We start from the raw sequence: 17,150 nt of genomic DNA on the forward strand, positions 1-17,150 counted from the left end.
CTTTGTATAAAAATCACATCTGTAATGTAGTAAAGCTTTACTATTGAATCTGAAACCCAAGGGCTTATTCCTGACTATAGTATCTGCACAGATATTTTTAACTTATAATATGTCTAATGAATATTATGTCTAAGCAGTATTAAGAATATTGAGTTGTAACTAATATTAATATTATATAAGCGCGGATTTGTATATGAACAGTAAAGATAGGGCAACTTCGCGGAGAACCTTCCTCAAGAATGTTTCGATTATTGGCGCGGGCTCCCTTTATTTACCTGAACAATTTATAAAGGTATTTAGCCAAACTAGCGCTCTTACTGTGAAGGATCTACAGCAGCCAGATCTAACTTGCGAACTTGTACGACCCGAGGACTTGCTTTATTTAAAGTTTTCCTTCTATAATGCTAGACTGACTGCTGGAGGTTTTCTAGTTCCTCAAAAAAAAGCAGAGCCTCTTTTCCTCTACGTTCAAGTACCAGCTCAGCATGTGGCAGAGGAGTTATCAGGAAAAAAAGTCCTACAACGACGCGATTTTACTAGGCTTCATTCTTTTCTCGGGACCAACACCCTTATAGCCTTTAGATTAATAAACCCATCACAAAGAATCAGATTAACACCCACGGATTTGTTGGATTGGGGGAACAACTTTCAAATGGTGACGATTGATGATTATGCTGTTCGTCAAAATAATACAGTCATCAGCTACGCAGGACCTGTATCACGGCTTAAAAATGAATTTGGAGAGTTGGGTGACCAGGCAGATATGCGTACTCTTCATTTGAATTTTGATAATGACCGGGATTCATTATGGCCGCTTACTAAATTTGAAGTACCGTACAAAATGCTTCTAGCTCCAATTGCCGAACCGGTTTACGAGGAGGCGACACAGGAATTTAGTAGAAAGTATGGTGCCCATGAATTCCTGAAAAAGGATAATAATATCATTATTGAACACATTAGCAATTACGGCAGAACTTCTATTGTGAGGCCATGGCAAAACCAGCTCGTTTTTCGCAGCTTTGACAATGAGGTAATGGATCCGAGATTCAAAGTAGTTCATTGGTTTTGCCAGCGCTCCATAGATAACGACACGGTAGCAGAACTTATTCCTGCACCTATTCACCGGGAAGAGCTGCATGACCTGACAATGCGCCCTGAATGGGATCGGGATGTATTCTCAAAACTGTTCAAAATATCTGCACTTGGGAGCACTGCCATTCTGAAGTATAAAAATGATAATCCCTTAGAGTATGCCACTGTCGCGTGGGAGCAGGAAATAAAATACGCCCGTGATAATTATGTATCAATCACCTTTCGGGCTGTTGATGTTTTTACGGGCATCAAACTGCTAATCTCTATCGTGGCAGAGCGTGAATATGAGTTTGGAATTTCCTTTCTTCCCAAACTCTATTATGTTACCTATGCTGAAAAGGAAAAAAACTACACAGATTCGGTGACCATTAGTAAAGTCCCCTTTGTAAAAATCATTCCTCAGTCGACAGGAGCATTCTTTGAGCCCCATGGCGTTAATGAAACCTTCAACAAAGCATACCATGTTGCTAAGGCCAATCCCTACACCGCCCCGGCTGGCAACCTAATTTTTGATAATCTTCTCACTTTTGACTATATCGGAATCGATAAGGATGGTAAGGAACATCCGTTTCAGGCAAAAATTATATTCATACCTGCTGAATCATACCAAATTACTGGTGGTACTTACTCATATAGTCCTCGGAGCGGCCAATCCAAAGATTACCCTGCAAATGCAATAGTAGATATTAATCACATTGGCTTACTGAACCCATCGCGTCAGGAAAAGTACCAAGGTGCCCCACGAACTATACCTTGCCAAGGCAGTACTTCAGATACCTATTGGTATAGACTAATAAAGACTTTTGACAAACCCCAGGAAGCTGCTCTTACACAAACGCTTAACGCAGTACGACAGCATGTTATGCATGCGGCTCACAAACCCTGCTATACCCTGTCTATTAATGCAGAATTGACTTACGCCCGTCTTAACGGTCTGAAACAGGACCGTAAAACAGTTACTGCCAGTGGTGGAACTGAAAACATAAGCCCTTTGCGTAAGGATGCTGCCAACGCTACCTTTAACACAAAGGACCTGATAATTCTTTGTGATATTAACCGAAAGCTTTATGTTGATGGCAGAGATGCTGCAGACAACTTTCTGGAGTATCACCCATTGATGGCTTACCTAGAGGAGTCGAACGTGATTATATCACAACTGGACCAAATCGAAGGAAGTCAGCATTACCGACCAGTAAAATATGCTACCTCCTATTTTGTAGCAGAGCTGGATATTGACCAGGATGATCCTGGGAACCGGGCCAAATTGCTTTTCCAATTAGTGAATCCTATCAGCGATTTCTTTTCCAAAAATTTCCGTAGTGCCGGTGCTATGGTCAACCCAGGGATTGTAATCAGCCATATATCTGTCCTTGAGCAAAGTATTGCCTATAACGAAACACACAACGCACCAGCTGTAGGAGCAGTAGCTTCCATGGGTAGCGCGGACTTGCCCAGCATGGTGAGTAGTGCTTCTATTTTCCGCAACTTGAATGCAGAGATTCTGGGCATCCCCCTTAAAGCTATTGTGGAAGAGTTTATTCCGGTAGAGGATTTGCCTGTTTTTAACTATCTGAAGCAGGCAGAGGAATCCATTCAAAAGATCAAGAATCTTGCGGTACAGTACCAGACTACGATTGGTCAATGGATAGATGAATACCAAAAAATCAAAGAAGAACTTGCAAGATACTTGAATGAATTCAACTCTTTAGGACTAAAAATTAACTCAATAGCAAACAACCCTGTCCGTGCTTGGTTTGAAAGCATGATTCGGCAATCGTCGACTTTAAACTATTACCGCTCGCAAGTTGCTTCGTTAAGACAGCTCACTCCAAAATATAACGATTACAAAAACCAAGTTTTAAAATCTATTGACGATTATGCCTCTACTAAGTATGGTCTCAAAGCAGCCGATGTGACGGCGTTATTACAGAGTCCTAATCTCACTCTCCTAGAATCCCTGCTGAAGAAAGCCAAAGAAATTGAGGAAAAAACTAAGAATCAAGAAAGTTACTCCCCGCGACTTTTCAAAGAGGCCGTTAAGTATAGTGGTATTATTGAGCTTGTCCGTATGCCCAAGCTTAATAATGCGTTTCTTGATCTTCTGGAAATGAAGCCAGCTATCGCTAATCAATACCAAGATTACTTTAAGGCTTTTGCAGAAGGATACCAAGAAGCAATTGTATTTGCCGATGCTATTCTAGAACAGGAAGCCAACCGAGTAAGCCAACAGATTAAGGATGCCCGAAACCATTTAGCCATAGAACTGAAGGACGCACTAGATCAGAGTTATCATAAGTTTTTCGGGGAGCACCTTACTTGGGTTCTTAAAGCCTATGAGATTGCGGAAACTTACAAATATTATTATGACCAGTATCATAATTTACACAGGGAAGATTATAGGACATTGGCGCAAGAGCGGCGGATTGCTATTGCTGAAACTTCCATCAACGAGCTGGAAGGAATGTTGGTTAATGTCTTAAAGATCAAACTTCAAGGTATTTATATTCCTTCGTTTTCAAATGCCAATGCTGCTCTTCAACGCAATTTAACAGATTTGAAAAGAGATGTTATCGCCACGCTTGAGACTCAGGATAACAATCTATTTAGAAACTACGAAGAACATTACAATAAACTTCTTCGCGACCGTGTACAAAAGTCCCTAAAAGAGTACACAGATCTGCTAGCAATTATTGATAGAAACTATGAGGAAGTCCTTAAAGAGTATCAGCGTTTACGTGAATTAATTGATAAGCGTGAAAATCTGATCCGTAGTTTTGTGCAAAACAAGATTGAAGAAGCTAAAAAAGACCTAGAGCGGCTGAAATCCGAATTAATAACAAAAGATAAAGGTTCGGCAGAGTACCAGGTAGTTATGGAAAAAGTAGGGGCTATACAAAGTGTTATTCAGAAAGTTCAGGATCTCTCGTACCAAAAATTGGAATACCAGTACAATACCCGGCGTTTCCGGCAAGTTGCCATAGGCAATGTGGTTGAGTTTATTCCCCGTAATGCTGAACTAAAGGTGAATGTAGTCTATTCCATGGAACTGAACGTTCATGATCTGGACCGCCCTCCTTCCATTGCCCGTCAGTCATTTTTGACAGAAAGCACACTGACCAATTTTAAGCTAGGTGTACTTCAACTCTTGTACATCGATTTCCTGGAAGTGCGGTTTATTACCGGCTCTGATACCAAAGATGATTTCAAGGTGCGTATTCGGGATGTACAATTTGCAGGCTGCCTTAGTTTTGTGGAAGCTTTCCAAGATTATCTTCGTTCACTTGATAATAATCTTGTTTTTGACATAAATGCTTCTGGCGCACAGATTGGGTATGGGTTGTCAATACCGGATTTTACTGCGGGTTACTTTAATTTTTTCAATTTTAACCTTAGTGCCCTTATTACCCTTCCTTTTGATCCAAAACAGAGTTTACAACTACAATTTGGATTTGGATCGCCACTGAACAAGTTTGGTTTGACCATAAGCGGCATTTTCGGGGGGCAGGGGTACTTCAATTTAATTGCTGAAACCCGTCGTGGGATTGTGGGAATAGAAATTGTGCTAGAGTTTGGTGCTATTTTCCAGCTTAACTTGGTAGTAGCCAGTGGTACTGCCTATCTGGTTGGAGGAATTTATATCCGGCGGTATGAAAGTCGATACCTAATTAAGGCCTATATACTGGCAGTAGGGCGGTTTAATGTACTCGGGCTATTCTCTGCTTCTATGTCCTTTTACCTGGGTATGGAAGGTGATGGCAATGTGCTAGAGGGCGAATGTACTATAAGGGTGTCCAAACGGTTCACCAGGTTTTTCGAGATATCAGTGAATTGCACGATGCGCAAAACCATCAAGGGAACACGGAGGGAAAGTCGAAATGAACCTGTTCTTGTTGCAGCATCGGAGCAGGCGCAGCTGGCCGCAGCCGGGCTGACGGTATTAGACACTAACCTGACACATAAACAGTTCTACAGCGATGAATATCTGTATGTGGTTCTGACTGGTCCTGCGCCCTCCAGCCTGAAACAAACCATCACTGGGCCGGGCATCAGTAGTCAGCAAGTCTTGTCAACAAATTCGTTTAAAAAGGTAGGCAATGAGCTCATTATGCCTATCCGGAAAACACTTAATGAACTAAAGCAGGAAGGGCAATACGAATTCTCAATTTCCTATAATGACACTATGGTACTTTCCCGAAGCTTTTTCCTGATGAGCAATATAGGCACATACTGCGGTGGAAAAGAACCGTCTACGGTGAACGACTACGAATATTATGCTTCTTATTACCAATAAAAATTAAATGGCTGATCAACTCACTCCTCAGTTTGATGTGCTTCCCCACGGAATAGTGGTGAAAGGCAATAAGGTGTTTGCCGCTTTTAAAATGGTAGTTTCCTTTTTGGAATTGAGTGGTGGTATAGCTGACCTTACAGATGCTGTTTGGTCGAAAGCGGTCAAGCTGGTTAATGAACAAAAGTGGCAATACCAAGTGGCCCCCCAAGGTATCGATTTTCGACTCTTTATCCGTCCGATCCAAAGCAATACATTAGATAGCGATTATCAACGATTACTTTTTTTGATAAAGCAAAATGGAGGTGAACCTAAGGAAAGCGAATCTTTTCACCTTGGTTATCGGCTTACGCAAAACAGGATGAAAAACTCTTTCGATTTCTTTAAAGGAGCATCGTTTTTCATCCCCAACCCGCCTGCAACTGCTGCAACTAAGCCCATCATTCAGTTTGAATACCCAACTGGTTCAGCAGCAGCCGGGCGTCCTGTTGATTACGGACGTTTTTTTAGTGAAGCTCGGACATTTTCTAACAGTCTAAATGTACAGGGCGCCACCAGCAACGCATATAACAAGCTAAATTTTAGTGCAGTATACGCCAGTTTACTGGATGAACCCTTAGCGGCTGAAGTTCAGTATGGCCTTATCCGCGAGTTTCTTATTGAGATGGGACAATTCCCCGACAAAGAGGGCGATACGCTTTATGATATTTACTGTAATGGTATTCAGACCAATAAATCTTTTGTTCTTCAAAAAAAGATTATAGGTGGCAAGGCCAAATATTACCATGGTTTATCGAAGCGCTTTTTTACTGCTTTAGACTTTGATTCGGTGCGGTATGAAACTGAAGATCCTTATAAAAAACAACTGGAACAAAAGCACCTGCATCCTGATGGCATTTATATTATTGCCGTCTATAAGGAAGATAGCAATGGCATCAAAGACCCATTCAACGCCCCAGAAACCCCAGAAATAAAAGGGTTCAATACATTAGTCCGCTATCGATACAATAAAAAAGATCTTATTTATTCACTGAGCCTCCATGATAAATTGCTGACCTTTCCCAACGCAGGCAGCCTTACTAAAAAAAGTCAGTCGGGTTATCTTGCTGCCCGCAGCGAAATGCACATTAAAAATGCGGCCGTACGCAACAATGTTCTTCTGTCTTGGAGGGGGGATCACCTTATTGTAAACAGGGTAGCAGGTACTCAACAGCAGGATATTGATAAGGAGACGGAACAAAAAGGAGGAGATATGAAGACTGAGGTGGACTATTGCGCAGAGGACCAGTTTGTGCAGAAGAACCTAATGAAAGGAAAGGAAACCTTGGCAGTGGGATCACAAGCCCAATTACTGAGCGGCATTTCTTACGAATTTCTGTTTCGTTCAGTAAGCTCTACCCACCACTACTTTCCATACAAAGCAGAAGTAGCACCGCCCGACGCAGAGTCCACGCTTACAGTAGAAGATATAGTTGTTGAGGCAACGCCGCTGTTGTCGCCAATAGACTTTTCGGTACACCAAGTAGAGAAAATTCCAATAGCTTCACCCTCTATTATTGGAAGACGAAATTACACAGGCAATACAGAAACAGTGGATCAGCATAACCATTTAGTATTATTGAAAACTGCCTCCAATACTACTGAGTGGCGCTACATCTATCCCCCACAGATTAAGCGTGAAAATTTCCGGATAATGGGTGGACAGACTGTTGAAGCACTAACCCAAACTCACCTAAGAGAAGAAAAGGTCACGCTGCCAAACTTTGTTACACGGTGCCAAAGATTGGACCACAGGATGCAACAAAAAATTTATAGATTACATATACCCGGCGTACCGATTCCCTACCTAGCTGATTTGAGAGGGAAAGACTTGTATATTATGCCTTCGGATTTTTTTACATCAATGTACATAAAACCCGGAAAAGTGCCTGCCTATATTTACCGAAACAACTACCCTTTTTATGATCAGACAGAACCTGTAACGTTGCAGGCTAAGGCAATAGGCAGTGTGAACCAGATAGTGTTTACAGGTCATTCAGGAAATAAACTTGTTTTTGATAAGTTATATGATGGCATTTATAACTTTGATGTATATGTAGTGGACGATTCCTTTAGTGCTTCGGCTCCCAACTTAATGAAATACAATGCTGCGCCAGTTAGAGTATCGATTGTAAATAAGCCAGTCCCACCTAACTTGAAAGGCAATCCAACAACTGATATTATTCGATCAGATAATAGTTCTATACGCAATTTTTGGTATTTCCCCATAGCTGCAGCCAAAGAAACCCATTCTTGGAAATCTATAAAATATTTGGAAGAAAACATGGTCCTTCAGCTAAGGCATGAAAACGTGGACGAGCTTCTAAATCAGCAATATGAAAGTAGTTTCCGATCCACTTTACTACGTAAAGAATATCCTTACGAATTGTTTCTTACACAGCAAAGTTCCATTGATGTACGAAAGAGATCCGGCTTATTTCCATACATTTATCCTGAGCAGCTGATGCTTAAATACTCTATTCCCACCAAGCTTTCAGGATCAGGCATATTTTTCCAGCTAAAACTAAATGAGCAGAGCACCCTTGAAGCCTTTTATGATCAAACGGCCGGTGGGAGTCTTCGGTTGGGTGATGAGGAGGTTAAAGGCAATGAATTTACTCTTCAAATTATTTTTGAGCCTTCAGAACACTGTTATTATGTTGTTAAGGATGGGACCAGATGGCAGAAACTATCACAGCTCATACATCCAGAACTCTCTGTTGTCGATCTGCAACTACCCCCAGAGGTGCTTCCCTTTGTGGTGCTAGATGGGACTGGAAACATTAGTTTAGAAAGGTCAGGGCGATATATTTTTATTGCCAACTTGGGACACCCCTATGCCTGTATTAAAAGAGTAAAATTATTTGGATCATCCATTTTTCAAGCATATTTCCCTGGAGCATCTACAGAATATGACATTGGCACAGAAGGTACTATCTTTAGCCTCGCCATTCCGAATAATAGTCAACCCACTGCTCCAAAGGTAGATGTAGATATATTGCTCAAACATCAAATAGACTTGGGCTGGTCAGAGCCTAGATCTGTCAATCTGAAGGAAAATATCACAGAAAGCCTAGTCCGCTTGACTGTTCAAGAAGATTTTATGACTGAAGGCAAAAATCAGTTGGGCATTGTGCTTTCGAAAGTAAATGCAGTTGCAGGTGACAAAGATCCTTATGTTTCCAGAATAGGAGAGGATATTACTAAGTTGACAAGCACGGACTGGTCTAATGATACACTAAGAAGTCTGCTAGACCTATCGGAAAAAGATCCGGCGTTAAATAAGTATTTCACTGATAAATTATTGTATTGTCAGATTAATCAAGGCGTTTACGAAGTGCTTCGATGTACTCCGTATTATAATACAGAGCTTCGCAAATGGCAGGTTGTGCTTCCTTTAAAATTTTTCCAGGGATCTGAGGTGATGTTTTTGAAATTGGTATGCCTGAAGATTGCGCCAGGGAAAAACCCACCTACTGGTAACTATACTCCGCATAACCCTTTCAAAGACACTACAGGCACGAATCTTTCGTCCTTTAGTGATGCGGTACAACTACCGGTTTATACGCGAAAGATTATCCGCGTAACGAGAAAAAAGCAAGGTGGGCGTACTACGTTTACCATTCGTGTTAACTCCAAATCTCGCCATATTAAGAAAATCTATTTCTTGATGATGCTTAAGGAAAATCCAACTGGTTTTTTGCTTAACCTTAAAGATAGTACCCATATTGATAAGCTCTCTAGCCTCGTATCCTTTACGGTAGTTCCTAGTGCGGAGGGCACTCCAAAAAAGGGTAAAATATTGGCTTTCAACAGCACTGAAGATGTCACAGTTTATAGAGAAGATTGTTACTCACTATTGGTATTAGAATGTGAAATTCACGACAATGCTGGTAATCTTCCAACCCATAAATCTTTCGATGTACCAGAAAATCCTTTCTTTGAAATGAAGGGTGTGCGTGTAATTAACTTGGCAGAATTTAAAGTAAATTGATTTTTAGAAACTTAAGATGTTTGTAAAATTTTGTCTTTCTGTGTCTATCATTATTTTTACCTTGCTGCTCTCATGCAACAACGTATCTAAAGACAGCCCCGATAATGTTAAGGTAGATACTTTTCCCCAACCTACCTCTACATCTGATTCGAGTGTGGTTGCCAAAAAAAATGAGGTGGCTCAGCCATTGGAAGGTGATTATATTCTTGTGTATGATGATACACTAGCTCGCCGTCTTGCCGCCATTCAAATACCTGGTGAAAAAAAGAGTAATCCAGGTTATTTGGACAGTTTGTTTACTGCGGAAGCCAAAAGAATTTTTGAGTTTCAGCTGTTGGCTGAGGATCCTACCCTTGAAATTTACAATGCGACTGCATTTTGTTTATTTGCGCGTTCTCGTCTTTCTTATTCCGGTTTAGTTGCCAAAAGTAAACTGTACAGGAACACCGGTTTACGCAGGGTAGAAGACAACTACTTATTTCGAGTTGATATTCCGGAATCTAAAAGTGTGGCAGCGCCTCCAACATCGGAAGCGCAGTGGGGAGTGCTTGCTGTCAGTAATTCTTCCAAACCCAATGGTACTTATAAAGCAGCCTGGGTGCTGGATACCGGTATTGATCCCGAACATGAAGACCTCAATGTTGATATGGTCCGATCGCAAAGTTTTGTTGACGGAGAAGCTCTTATGGATCAAAACGGGCACGGGACACACATTGCTGGTATAATTGGAGCAAAAGCAAACGGTACCGGTGTGGTAGGAATAGCTCCAAATGCTCCTATACGGGCACTAAAAGTGATTTCTTCAGATAATCAAATCATATTAGGGGATTTAATACGAGCTCTTAACTATGTATTATTTAATAGTATTTCCGGTGAAGTAATGAATTTAAGTTTTGTTCGCGGTTTTGGGCCGGACATTGATGTACCCATTATTCAAAGCATTGCAGCCAGAGGGGTTTATGTGACCATTGCTGCCGGCAATTCCAGTAATATGCCTAGCCGGTCTGCGGAGAATATAGACTCCTACACGTATAATGGTCGTACAGGAGTTTACCCAGCTGCCATAAATGGTCCCCGAATTTACACAGTATCTGCTTTTGGTAGTCCCTTGCATGATGCCATTTTCGCAAATTATGGCCCTTCTGTAGATTTTAGTATGCCTGGAGTAAACATTATATCAGCTGAGCCTTTGGGGCAGTATTCAAGTCGTGATGGAACTAGCATGGCAGCGCCTCATTTGGCCGGTTTATTACTCTTACACAATGGTAGTGTCCACAATAGCTCGAAAGTCCTATGTTCCCATGATGGTAATACTTACCAAGTAGCTAGCGAGCCTAAACTTGATTGATGGAATATGACATTTACTATATATTAATTGACGCTCTTACAGGTAGACCAGAGATCATTGAAAGCTCAACACCAAGGGTGGCGGTGTTGAATAGTGCTATATGCGATAACCAATGAATAAACTAGCTATAGTATTTCGTTTTTTGAACCTATAGGTTTAAGAGATTACGCTATTAATAATCTATCTGAAGTGCATACAGCTGGAGAACATCGTCAAAGGCTATTAAATTTAAAAATGATAATAAATAACTTCTGTTGCAAACAGGAGTTTGCTGTCTGGTAGATGATAAGTTGTAATAAGCATAGTATTTTAAACTGCTACTCTACCAATTATCGAAACGTTGTGTTTCATCTTGAGACTTAAATACACTTTTGATAAGTAGCTAGTATTGAAATCAATCTGCACAAAAGGTATTCTGTCTTGGAGGGTGAGTTTATAAGTATATATTAGCAGACGAGGGGCTCTACATGAGCCCCTCGTCTGCTAGTGAGTAATAGCCCTCGCTGGTGAGAATGATATGATCCAGCACCGCGATGTCCAGCAGCTCGCCGCCTTGTTTGATTTTCTTAGTGAGCTGCAGGTCGGCCTGGCTGGGTTTGAGGTTGCCCGAAGGGTGGTTGTGGGAGAGGATGACGGCCGAGGCGCAGGCTTTAAGCGCGGCCACGAAGACGAGCTTGGGGTCTGCCACGGTGCCGGCCACGCCGCCGGTGGAGAGCTCGTAGACGCCCAGCACGCGGTTGGCCCGGTTTAAGAGCAGCACCTTGAACTGCTCGACGAACTCCAGCTTTCCTAAATCCCAGCTCTCTTTGAGGACCTTGTAGGAGTCGGCCGAGCAGGTGACCTGCGGCCTTTCGCTGGGCTTTACCTTGTTACGGTAGGAGAGCTTGACTTCGGCTACTCGGGTTGTGGCGGAGATTTTAACGGTCTTTTCCATAATCATCTGGTTTTTAGAGTGAGGGAATTGATTATGGTGCCCCTACAGGCCCCGGGCAACCAAGCCCGGAAGGAAACGGAATAAATGGGCCGTGGGCGGGCCTCGAGGGTTTATGCCGTAGTCTTTTGGGCGCCCCGGCAGCCCGGGGCCTACCTTTGCGCCAACACCAATGACCATGGACTTTTGCATTGAAGTGGCTTCCGGCCTGCGCCTTCCAGCTTCCCGCTTTTTCTTCCTCCTTTTGATCAGTTGCCTTTACCATTACCACCGCGCTGTTGGCATGTGGGAAACCCAATGGGCTTTTTCCACATGCCAACAGCCTTTGAAGTGGGTCTTGGAATGATTTCCAGCGCTTGGGCAAACTGTTGTTATTGAAGCACCGTTACACGTCCAGCCGGAAGCGGGAGGCGGGGTCTTGCCCTGCCCGTTTCCCCGGTTCGGTCTCCTGCGGCGCGTCCACCGCCACGAGCAGGCTGTTTACCTCCCGCCTTACCCGCCGGTAATATTCCAGCATGTCGCCTTCCGCAGTAGGCTGAGGGAGGGGGACTTGCGGCGGCCTTGCCGGCACCCGGAACTGCGCGTTGAACTCTGTCATGTTGCTCTCCACGGCGATGCCGGCGAAGCGGCCCACCGGGAACCGGAGGAACGCGCTGGCCCTGATCCTGTCGCGCTCCTGCACCGTCTCGCTTTTCCCCTCGTTGCCCCCGAGCCACTGGCGCCAGTTTCTGCTCGCGCTCGAGGTGGTGTAGACCTGGTCGTAGCGCCCGAACTGCTCGGACATGAACCGGGCCGTCTTGCTGCTGCTCACCCGGCCGTAGAAGTGGGTGTTGAGCGCCGCGCTCAGTACGTCGGCCTTCTCCGTGCCGTACATGTCTACCATCTGCGCCAGGTCCTGGCACATAAACACGGTGGCCACCCGGTTGCTCCTGGCCGTGTTGGGCAGCAGATCCAGGTGGGGGATGAAGAGCGTCGGCCCCTCGTCCAGCAAGAGGAAGCTGTGGTGCTTGCCCGGCTGGTTCATCAGTCGGGTGGCCACGGTGATCACCAGGCTGCACAGCGGCGCGTAGGTGCCGGCAAGGCTCGGGTGGCTCCCCAGCGATAGGACAATAGGGTTCTCTGGGTCGTTGATGTCCAGGGAGAAGTCATCGCCCCCGAAGAGGTAGCAGATCTCGGGCGTGTTGATTTGCGCGATGGCCCCTTGCAGCGTGCCGACCACGCCGCTCACCTGGTTCTCCGCCCCCCGCTCCAGCGCCCCCAGGATGGAGACGGTCATCTGCGCGCACTGCTCGTTTTGCTTAAGCGTCTTCAGCAGCGCCTCGTCCGGGCTGGTGACCAGGGCCAGCACGTGGGGCAGGTCACACATCTCGGGGTGCTCTGAGCGCAGGTACCAGATGCAGGCGGTCAGAAGGTCGGTGGCGCTGCGGGTCCAGAAGTCGGGCCGCCTAATGCTCTCCCGCATCAGGTTGCTGACGATGGCCGTGGCGTACTCCCGCGCGTAGCCGGTGTGGGGCAGGTAGCGGGGGTGCAGGGGATTGACACGGTAGGAGCGGAGCGGGTCGTGGAAGTTAAGGAAGTAGTGCGGCAGCGGGTTTTGCCGTGCGGCCAGCAAGCTGTACATGTCCCCAGTCAGACTGGGGAACTTGAAGTCGTAGAGTACCCCGGTGTAGCCTTTTTGGGCGAAGCCGCGCATCAGGGGCAGGGCGATGCTCTCGCTCTTGCCGCTGCCGGCAGCGCCCACGACCAGTATCCCCCTGAAAGGGTTGTAGAGCCGGATCGGCCCTCGGGTGGTAGCCAGCTCCAGGCTGTAGGGATGCCTGTCGGCTCTCAGCCCCTGCCCGAACCGGCTTACCCGTTCCAGTATATATCTGGAGAATCGGCAGAGCCCATAGGAGGCAATGCATACGAAAAGGCCTCCCACCGCTAGCACAACACCACCGGCCACCTTGGGGGCCTGGTGCACGAGCACAGGAAACAGGGCCATGCCGAAAAGCAAAAGTAGCAGGGCCAGGCAGCCGCAGCCGCGGTAATCCCTTAATTGTCCTCGTCTCATCGCCTGATCCCCCTGTTTTGCCTGCGCCCGAGCTCCTGCGCCTGCTTTTGCTCCTGCTGCTGTTTCATCTTCTCCGCCTGCTTCTCTTGCTGTTTCCGCTGCGCCTCCAGCGCCGCCCTCTCCCGGGCCTGCTGCCGGATCGCCTCCACGTCTCCCTTTTTCAGGGCACGGCAGTAGGCGAAGCTTTCCTGCGGCTCTCTTTTGTAGCCCGTCTGGCGGTCGAACCGCTCCTCACAAGCGCTCACGAAGGCCTCCCGGTCAAAGCCGCCCCGCACGGCCCCTTTCCCCGTAGCGCGGTGGTTGGTCATGGGGCTGAGCTTGACCTTATTGGCCACGTCCTTGCGCGAGACGATGAGGTGGGCGTGCATCTGCTCGCCCACCTCATCGTCTCGCTCGTGGTGTACCTTGCCGTAGTAGAGGATATCTTTCGCAGTGAGCCCCTTGTTGAAGTTGGCCGCGTAGGCCGGCAGCACCTCCTCCCGCACGTAGGCCTTGAGCGCCCGGGCCTGCTCCTCCTTCGTTTCGCCCAGGTGACGCAGCTCCTTCTCCGAGGGGCTGACGATCAGGGCGTAGAACTTGGCGTCGTTCTTTCCCAGCTGCCCCTTGTTGTGGTCGAGCCGGTAAATGGCCTCCCGGGCGCTCACCCTGTCGCGCTCCTGGTCGAAGAAGGGCTCGGTGGCCTGCCCCTCCCGGAGGCGCTCCAGGTCCTCGTGCTGGAGGTAGTTCACAAGGGCCGCGCTGCTGCCCCGGTTGGCGTAGGTGCCGGTGCCCCCGCCCAGGATCTTGATGTTCACGGCTGGCCTCCTTCCCCGTAAAGTTTGGCCAAGTCCTGCAAAAAGCCGCTCTTGTTCTTGGCGTCCACGAGGCGACCCAGCAGTTGGAGCGCCTCCAGCTCGCGCCGCGCGTGCGCCTCGAGCAGCCGCTCGGTGGCCGCCCTGGCGGCAGCGGCGGCCGGCAGCAGGGTGTTGAGCTGCCGGACCAGGCTGGCCAGGTGCTCCTCCAGGAGCTGCAGCTGCTGGGCCGTAGCCACGGTGTCCAGGCTGCGTTCGATGCGGGCCTCGCTCAGGCTCACGGCCTCGGTCATCGGGCGCAGCAGGTCGCTCTCCTGCTTGCGGATGAAGGCGATGACCTGGTCCACCCGCTTGATGAGGCGGTTCATCTCGGCGGCTGGGCTCTCGTGGGTCTGGGGGTTGAGGCCATGCCTTTCGAAGTAGTTGAGCGAGGCGGCGATGCACTCGCCCAGGCCCAGGCCATGGCGGGCGCAGTAGCGCTTGAGCCGGGCATGCACGGCCTCGGGTATTCCGACTGTCTTCATAAGCGTTCTTGTATAAGTCGTTGTTAATAATCAGTTAGTTATCTGCCGGTTTATAGCCGTTCTATAGGTCCCCCGGCAGGCCCTCTCTCGGTAACCCCGCTGTGCAGACGGCTGGAGGCCTTTTGCCCCGCAGGGCAAGATTGAACCGGACGCCAGTCCTGTTTCATCTTGCTCTTTTCCGGCGGGCTTGCTTCGCGCCTCTCTACCGGAAAAGACAGCCCCGCTGGCTTTGACCGGGGGGAGGGGCGTTGCTTGCCTGCCGGGAAAGCTCCCCCGGGGCCCGCCTGCTCCTGCAGGCTTGCTTCGCGCACCGGGCAGGGCGGCCCTAGGCTCGCCCGAGGCCGGGGTGCGTTGCTTGCCGGAAGGAGCTACCCTGCAAGAAAGCTGGCAAGGCGGAAGGAAGTGGTGAGGGTAGTGCAGGGGCAGAGTACGTGTGGCTGGCAATGCGGTGGAGAGAGGCGCCAGCAGCGCCTTGTGTTTTTCCCGCACTGCAGTAGCGATGGCAGCGGGAGGCCTCATGCAGCATCGCTCTCCGGATCCGAGCTGATCAAGACAACGAGCAGGCGGATGATCTCGTCAAGGGTTTGCTCGCACTCTTTTTCAACTAGGTGCGGCCCCTCCCGCTGAACCCGCAGGCCTAGCAGGCTGAGCCTGACGGCAAGATTCTTGAGCGCGTCGAACGCGGCGAGCCTGGTAGGGGATAGGTTTGCCCTCCCGAGGTGACTGTGATGAGCCACACGAGCGCGCCTATGCTCGCCGCTTCGGCTTTTTGGCAGATGCGCTGGTCTGCGGCTTCGCCTACAGCCAGGTAATCCTGTTGCTGAGCCTCGCCTGCAGGGTTTTCCTCCTGCCTCTTCGGTGTATTGGTGTTGGTTTACATAAGTATGGTCCTTTAGAGTTATGATCCGGTGATGCGGAAAGCTGGGGAGGGACACTCCTTGCCCCATAGCGGCTTCCCCAGCCTGGCTCCCTTCAAAGGTGAGGGGCAATGGCAAAGGTTGTTCACAAGGCAGTGCCGCATAGGGGAAAATGGCATAAGAAGAGGCTCTTTGGACGGGATAAATGGGAATTTGGCTGCTTTTCCGCGGAAACAGCCTGGTTCAGGCGAATCTGGTGGGGTTAAGGACGGGAGGAGGAGCTTTTCTCCTTGTTTTTTACCCGGTAAAATTGTTTTTCACAAGTTGGGCTCGGCTTGTGAAAAGGGGGATGGAAAAGGGGGCATCTTCACCCTATAACCATAAAAACTAAGAAAATGTCCGTAGAAATTATCACCAGGCAAGACCTGCAAGCCTTCCACCGGCAGCTGCTCGAGGACCTGGCCAAGCTCATTGGAAAGCAGCAGGCCGAGGCGCCGAAGAAGGTGCTTAAGTCCGCTGAGGTGCGGCGCATGCTGCAGGTTTCCCCCTCCACGCTGCAGAAGCTGCGGGTGGAGGGCACGCTGCCCTCCGTCAAGGTTGGAGGCACCCACTACTACCGCCAGGAGGACATCTCCAAGCTGCTGAACGGAAAGGAGGTACGGTCATGGAGGTAAGTGCGCAATTGACGGGCTTTTACAGGAAAGCGCGAGGGGACAGGCGCCTGCGCCGCCCGCACCTAAACCTCTACATGGCCCTGCTGGTCCAAAGCCGGGGCGGCGGGGCTTTCCGGGTAAATAGGAAAGAGGTGATGGCTTGGGCGCGCATCAGATCCCGAACCACCTACCACCGCTGCCTTCGGGAGCTGGACAGGTAGGGCTACCTCTACTACCTGCCCTCCTACGACCCCTCCTCCAAAAGTCTGGTTTGCATCAGGCCCTAGCGAAGGAGGGGGAAGCAACTGAAACAGCCGGGGACGCTAAGCTAATGAAGCTGGGTTTTTCTTGGAATTGAGCTGTGAGCCGAGGAGGCTGGGAGGTTATCTGTGTTGCCACATCCTTCCAGCCTCCTCGGCTCTAACTGGGGGAAAGCCGGAAAGACGTTTTCCGGCAGCGGGAGGACAGGCTTAGCTTACCCGTTTTTGATATACTCCGAATACCTTCTATCTTTATAACGGTTGTTTAGCGACCTGCCAGCCCAATCGATTAAGGACAATTTAAATTACGCTGGAAGGCA

The 17,150-nt window shown here is 48.1% G+C and carries 9 protein-coding genes; 5 read left to right on the forward strand and 4 right to left on the reverse strand.

All coding sequences use genetic code 11. The features are described from left to right. Nucleotides 1–193: 193 nt before the first annotated feature. From C8N40_RS18195 to C8N40_RS18205, 3 genes are read left to right on the forward strand one after another with little or no spacing between them, the layout of a single operon-like run. Nucleotides 194–5,383: a hypothetical protein gene (locus tag C8N40_RS18195; RefSeq protein WP_108213225.1), complete on the forward strand. Its 5,190-nt coding sequence runs from the start codon at nt 194–196 to the stop codon at nt 5,381–5,383. Nucleotides 5,384–5,390: 7 nt separating this feature from the next. Beyond that, on the forward strand, nt 5,391–9,413 hold the full coding sequence (locus C8N40_RS18200) for a hypothetical protein (protein WP_108213226.1): 4,023 nt from the start codon (nt 5,391–5,393) through the stop codon (nt 9,411–9,413). Between the two features lie 16 nt (nt 9,414–9,429). Beyond that, nucleotides 9,430–10,761 carry a S8 family serine peptidase gene (locus C8N40_RS18205; protein ID WP_108213227.1) on the forward strand — a complete coding sequence of 444 codons (1,332 nt, stop codon included), beginning with the start codon at nt 9,430–9,432 and terminating at the stop codon, nt 10,759–10,761. A gap of 463 nt (nt 10,762–11,224) precedes the next feature. Here the strand turns inward: C8N40_RS18205 and C8N40_RS18210 are convergent, their stop codons facing one another. The 4 genes from C8N40_RS18210 to C8N40_RS18225 form a co-directional block, all read right to left on the reverse strand. Next, complete coding sequence (locus tag C8N40_RS18210; RefSeq protein ID WP_108213271.1) at nt 11,225–11,695, reverse strand: JAB domain-containing protein; 471 nt, start codon at nt 11,693–11,695, stop codon at nt 11,225–11,227. A 382-nt stretch (nt 11,696–12,077) separates the two neighbouring features. Then, the gene (locus C8N40_RS18215) at nt 12,078–13,745 is read right to left on the reverse strand and encodes a type IV secretory system conjugative DNA transfer family protein (protein ID WP_108213228.1); all 1,668 of its coding nucleotides are present in this window, start codon (nt 13,743–13,745) and stop codon (nt 12,078–12,080) included. After that, the gene (locus C8N40_RS18220) at nt 13,742–14,539 is read right to left on the reverse strand and encodes a DUF5712 family protein (protein ID WP_108213229.1); all 798 of its coding nucleotides are present in this window, start codon (nt 14,537–14,539) and stop codon (nt 13,742–13,744) included. Before C8N40_RS18220 ends, C8N40_RS18215 begins: the two co-directional genes overlap by 4 nt. Beyond that, entirely contained in the window at nt 14,536–15,060 is a 525-nt protein-coding gene (locus C8N40_RS18225; RefSeq protein ID WP_108213230.1) for a BfmA/BtgA family mobilization protein, read from the reverse strand. The genes C8N40_RS18220 and C8N40_RS18225 overlap by 4 nt, the downstream gene beginning before the upstream one ends. A gap of 1,252 nt (nt 15,061–16,312) precedes the next feature. Here C8N40_RS18225 and C8N40_RS18240 point away from each other — a divergent pair. Continuing rightward, nucleotides 16,313–16,591, forward strand: coding sequence for a helix-turn-helix domain-containing protein (locus C8N40_RS18240; RefSeq protein WP_108213233.1), 279 nt, complete (start codon nt 16,313–16,315; stop codon nt 16,589–16,591). Next, nucleotides 16,582–16,791, forward strand: a complete 210-nt coding sequence (locus C8N40_RS18245) for a hypothetical protein (RefSeq protein WP_108213234.1) — start codon at nt 16,582–16,584, stop codon at nt 16,789–16,791. The genes C8N40_RS18240 and C8N40_RS18245 overlap by 10 nt, the downstream gene beginning before the upstream one ends. Nucleotides 16,792–17,150: the final 359 nt, after the last annotated feature.

The organism is Pontibacter mucosus (assembly GCF_003054055.1).
GTDB classification, from domain to species: Bacteria; Bacteroidota; Bacteroidia; order Cytophagales; family Hymenobacteraceae; genus Pontibacter; species Pontibacter mucosus.

What these genes read in the sequence shown, in the direction of transcription:
- C8N40_RS18195 (WP_108213225.1), top strand. Translation starts at nt 194, where the DNA reads ATGAACAGTAAAGATAGGGCAACTTCGCGGAGAACCTTCCTCAAGAAT.
- C8N40_RS18200 (WP_108213226.1), top strand. Translation starts at nt 5,391, where the DNA reads ATGGCTGATCAACTCACTCCTCAGTTTGATGTGCTTCCCCACGGAATA.
- C8N40_RS18205 (WP_108213227.1), top strand. Translation starts at nt 9,430, where the DNA reads ATGTTTGTAAAATTTTGTCTTTCTGTGTCTATCATTATTTTTACCTTG.
- C8N40_RS18210 (WP_108213271.1), bottom strand. Translation starts at nt 11,695, where the DNA reads ATGGAAAAGACCGTTAAAATCTCCGCCACAACCCGAGTAGCCGAAGTC.
- C8N40_RS18215 (WP_108213228.1), bottom strand. Translation starts at nt 13,745, where the DNA reads ATGAGACGAGGACAATTAAGGGATTACCGCGGCTGCGGCTGCCTGGCC.
- C8N40_RS18225 (WP_108213230.1), bottom strand. Translation starts at nt 15,060, where the DNA reads ATGAAGACAGTCGGAATACCCGAGGCCGTGCATGCCCGGCTCAAGCGC.
- C8N40_RS18240 (WP_108213233.1), top strand. Translation starts at nt 16,313, where the DNA reads ATGTCCGTAGAAATTATCACCAGGCAAGACCTGCAAGCCTTCCACCGG.
- C8N40_RS18245 (WP_108213234.1), top strand. Translation starts at nt 16,582, where the DNA reads ATGGAGGTAAGTGCGCAATTGACGGGCTTTTACAGGAAAGCGCGAGGG.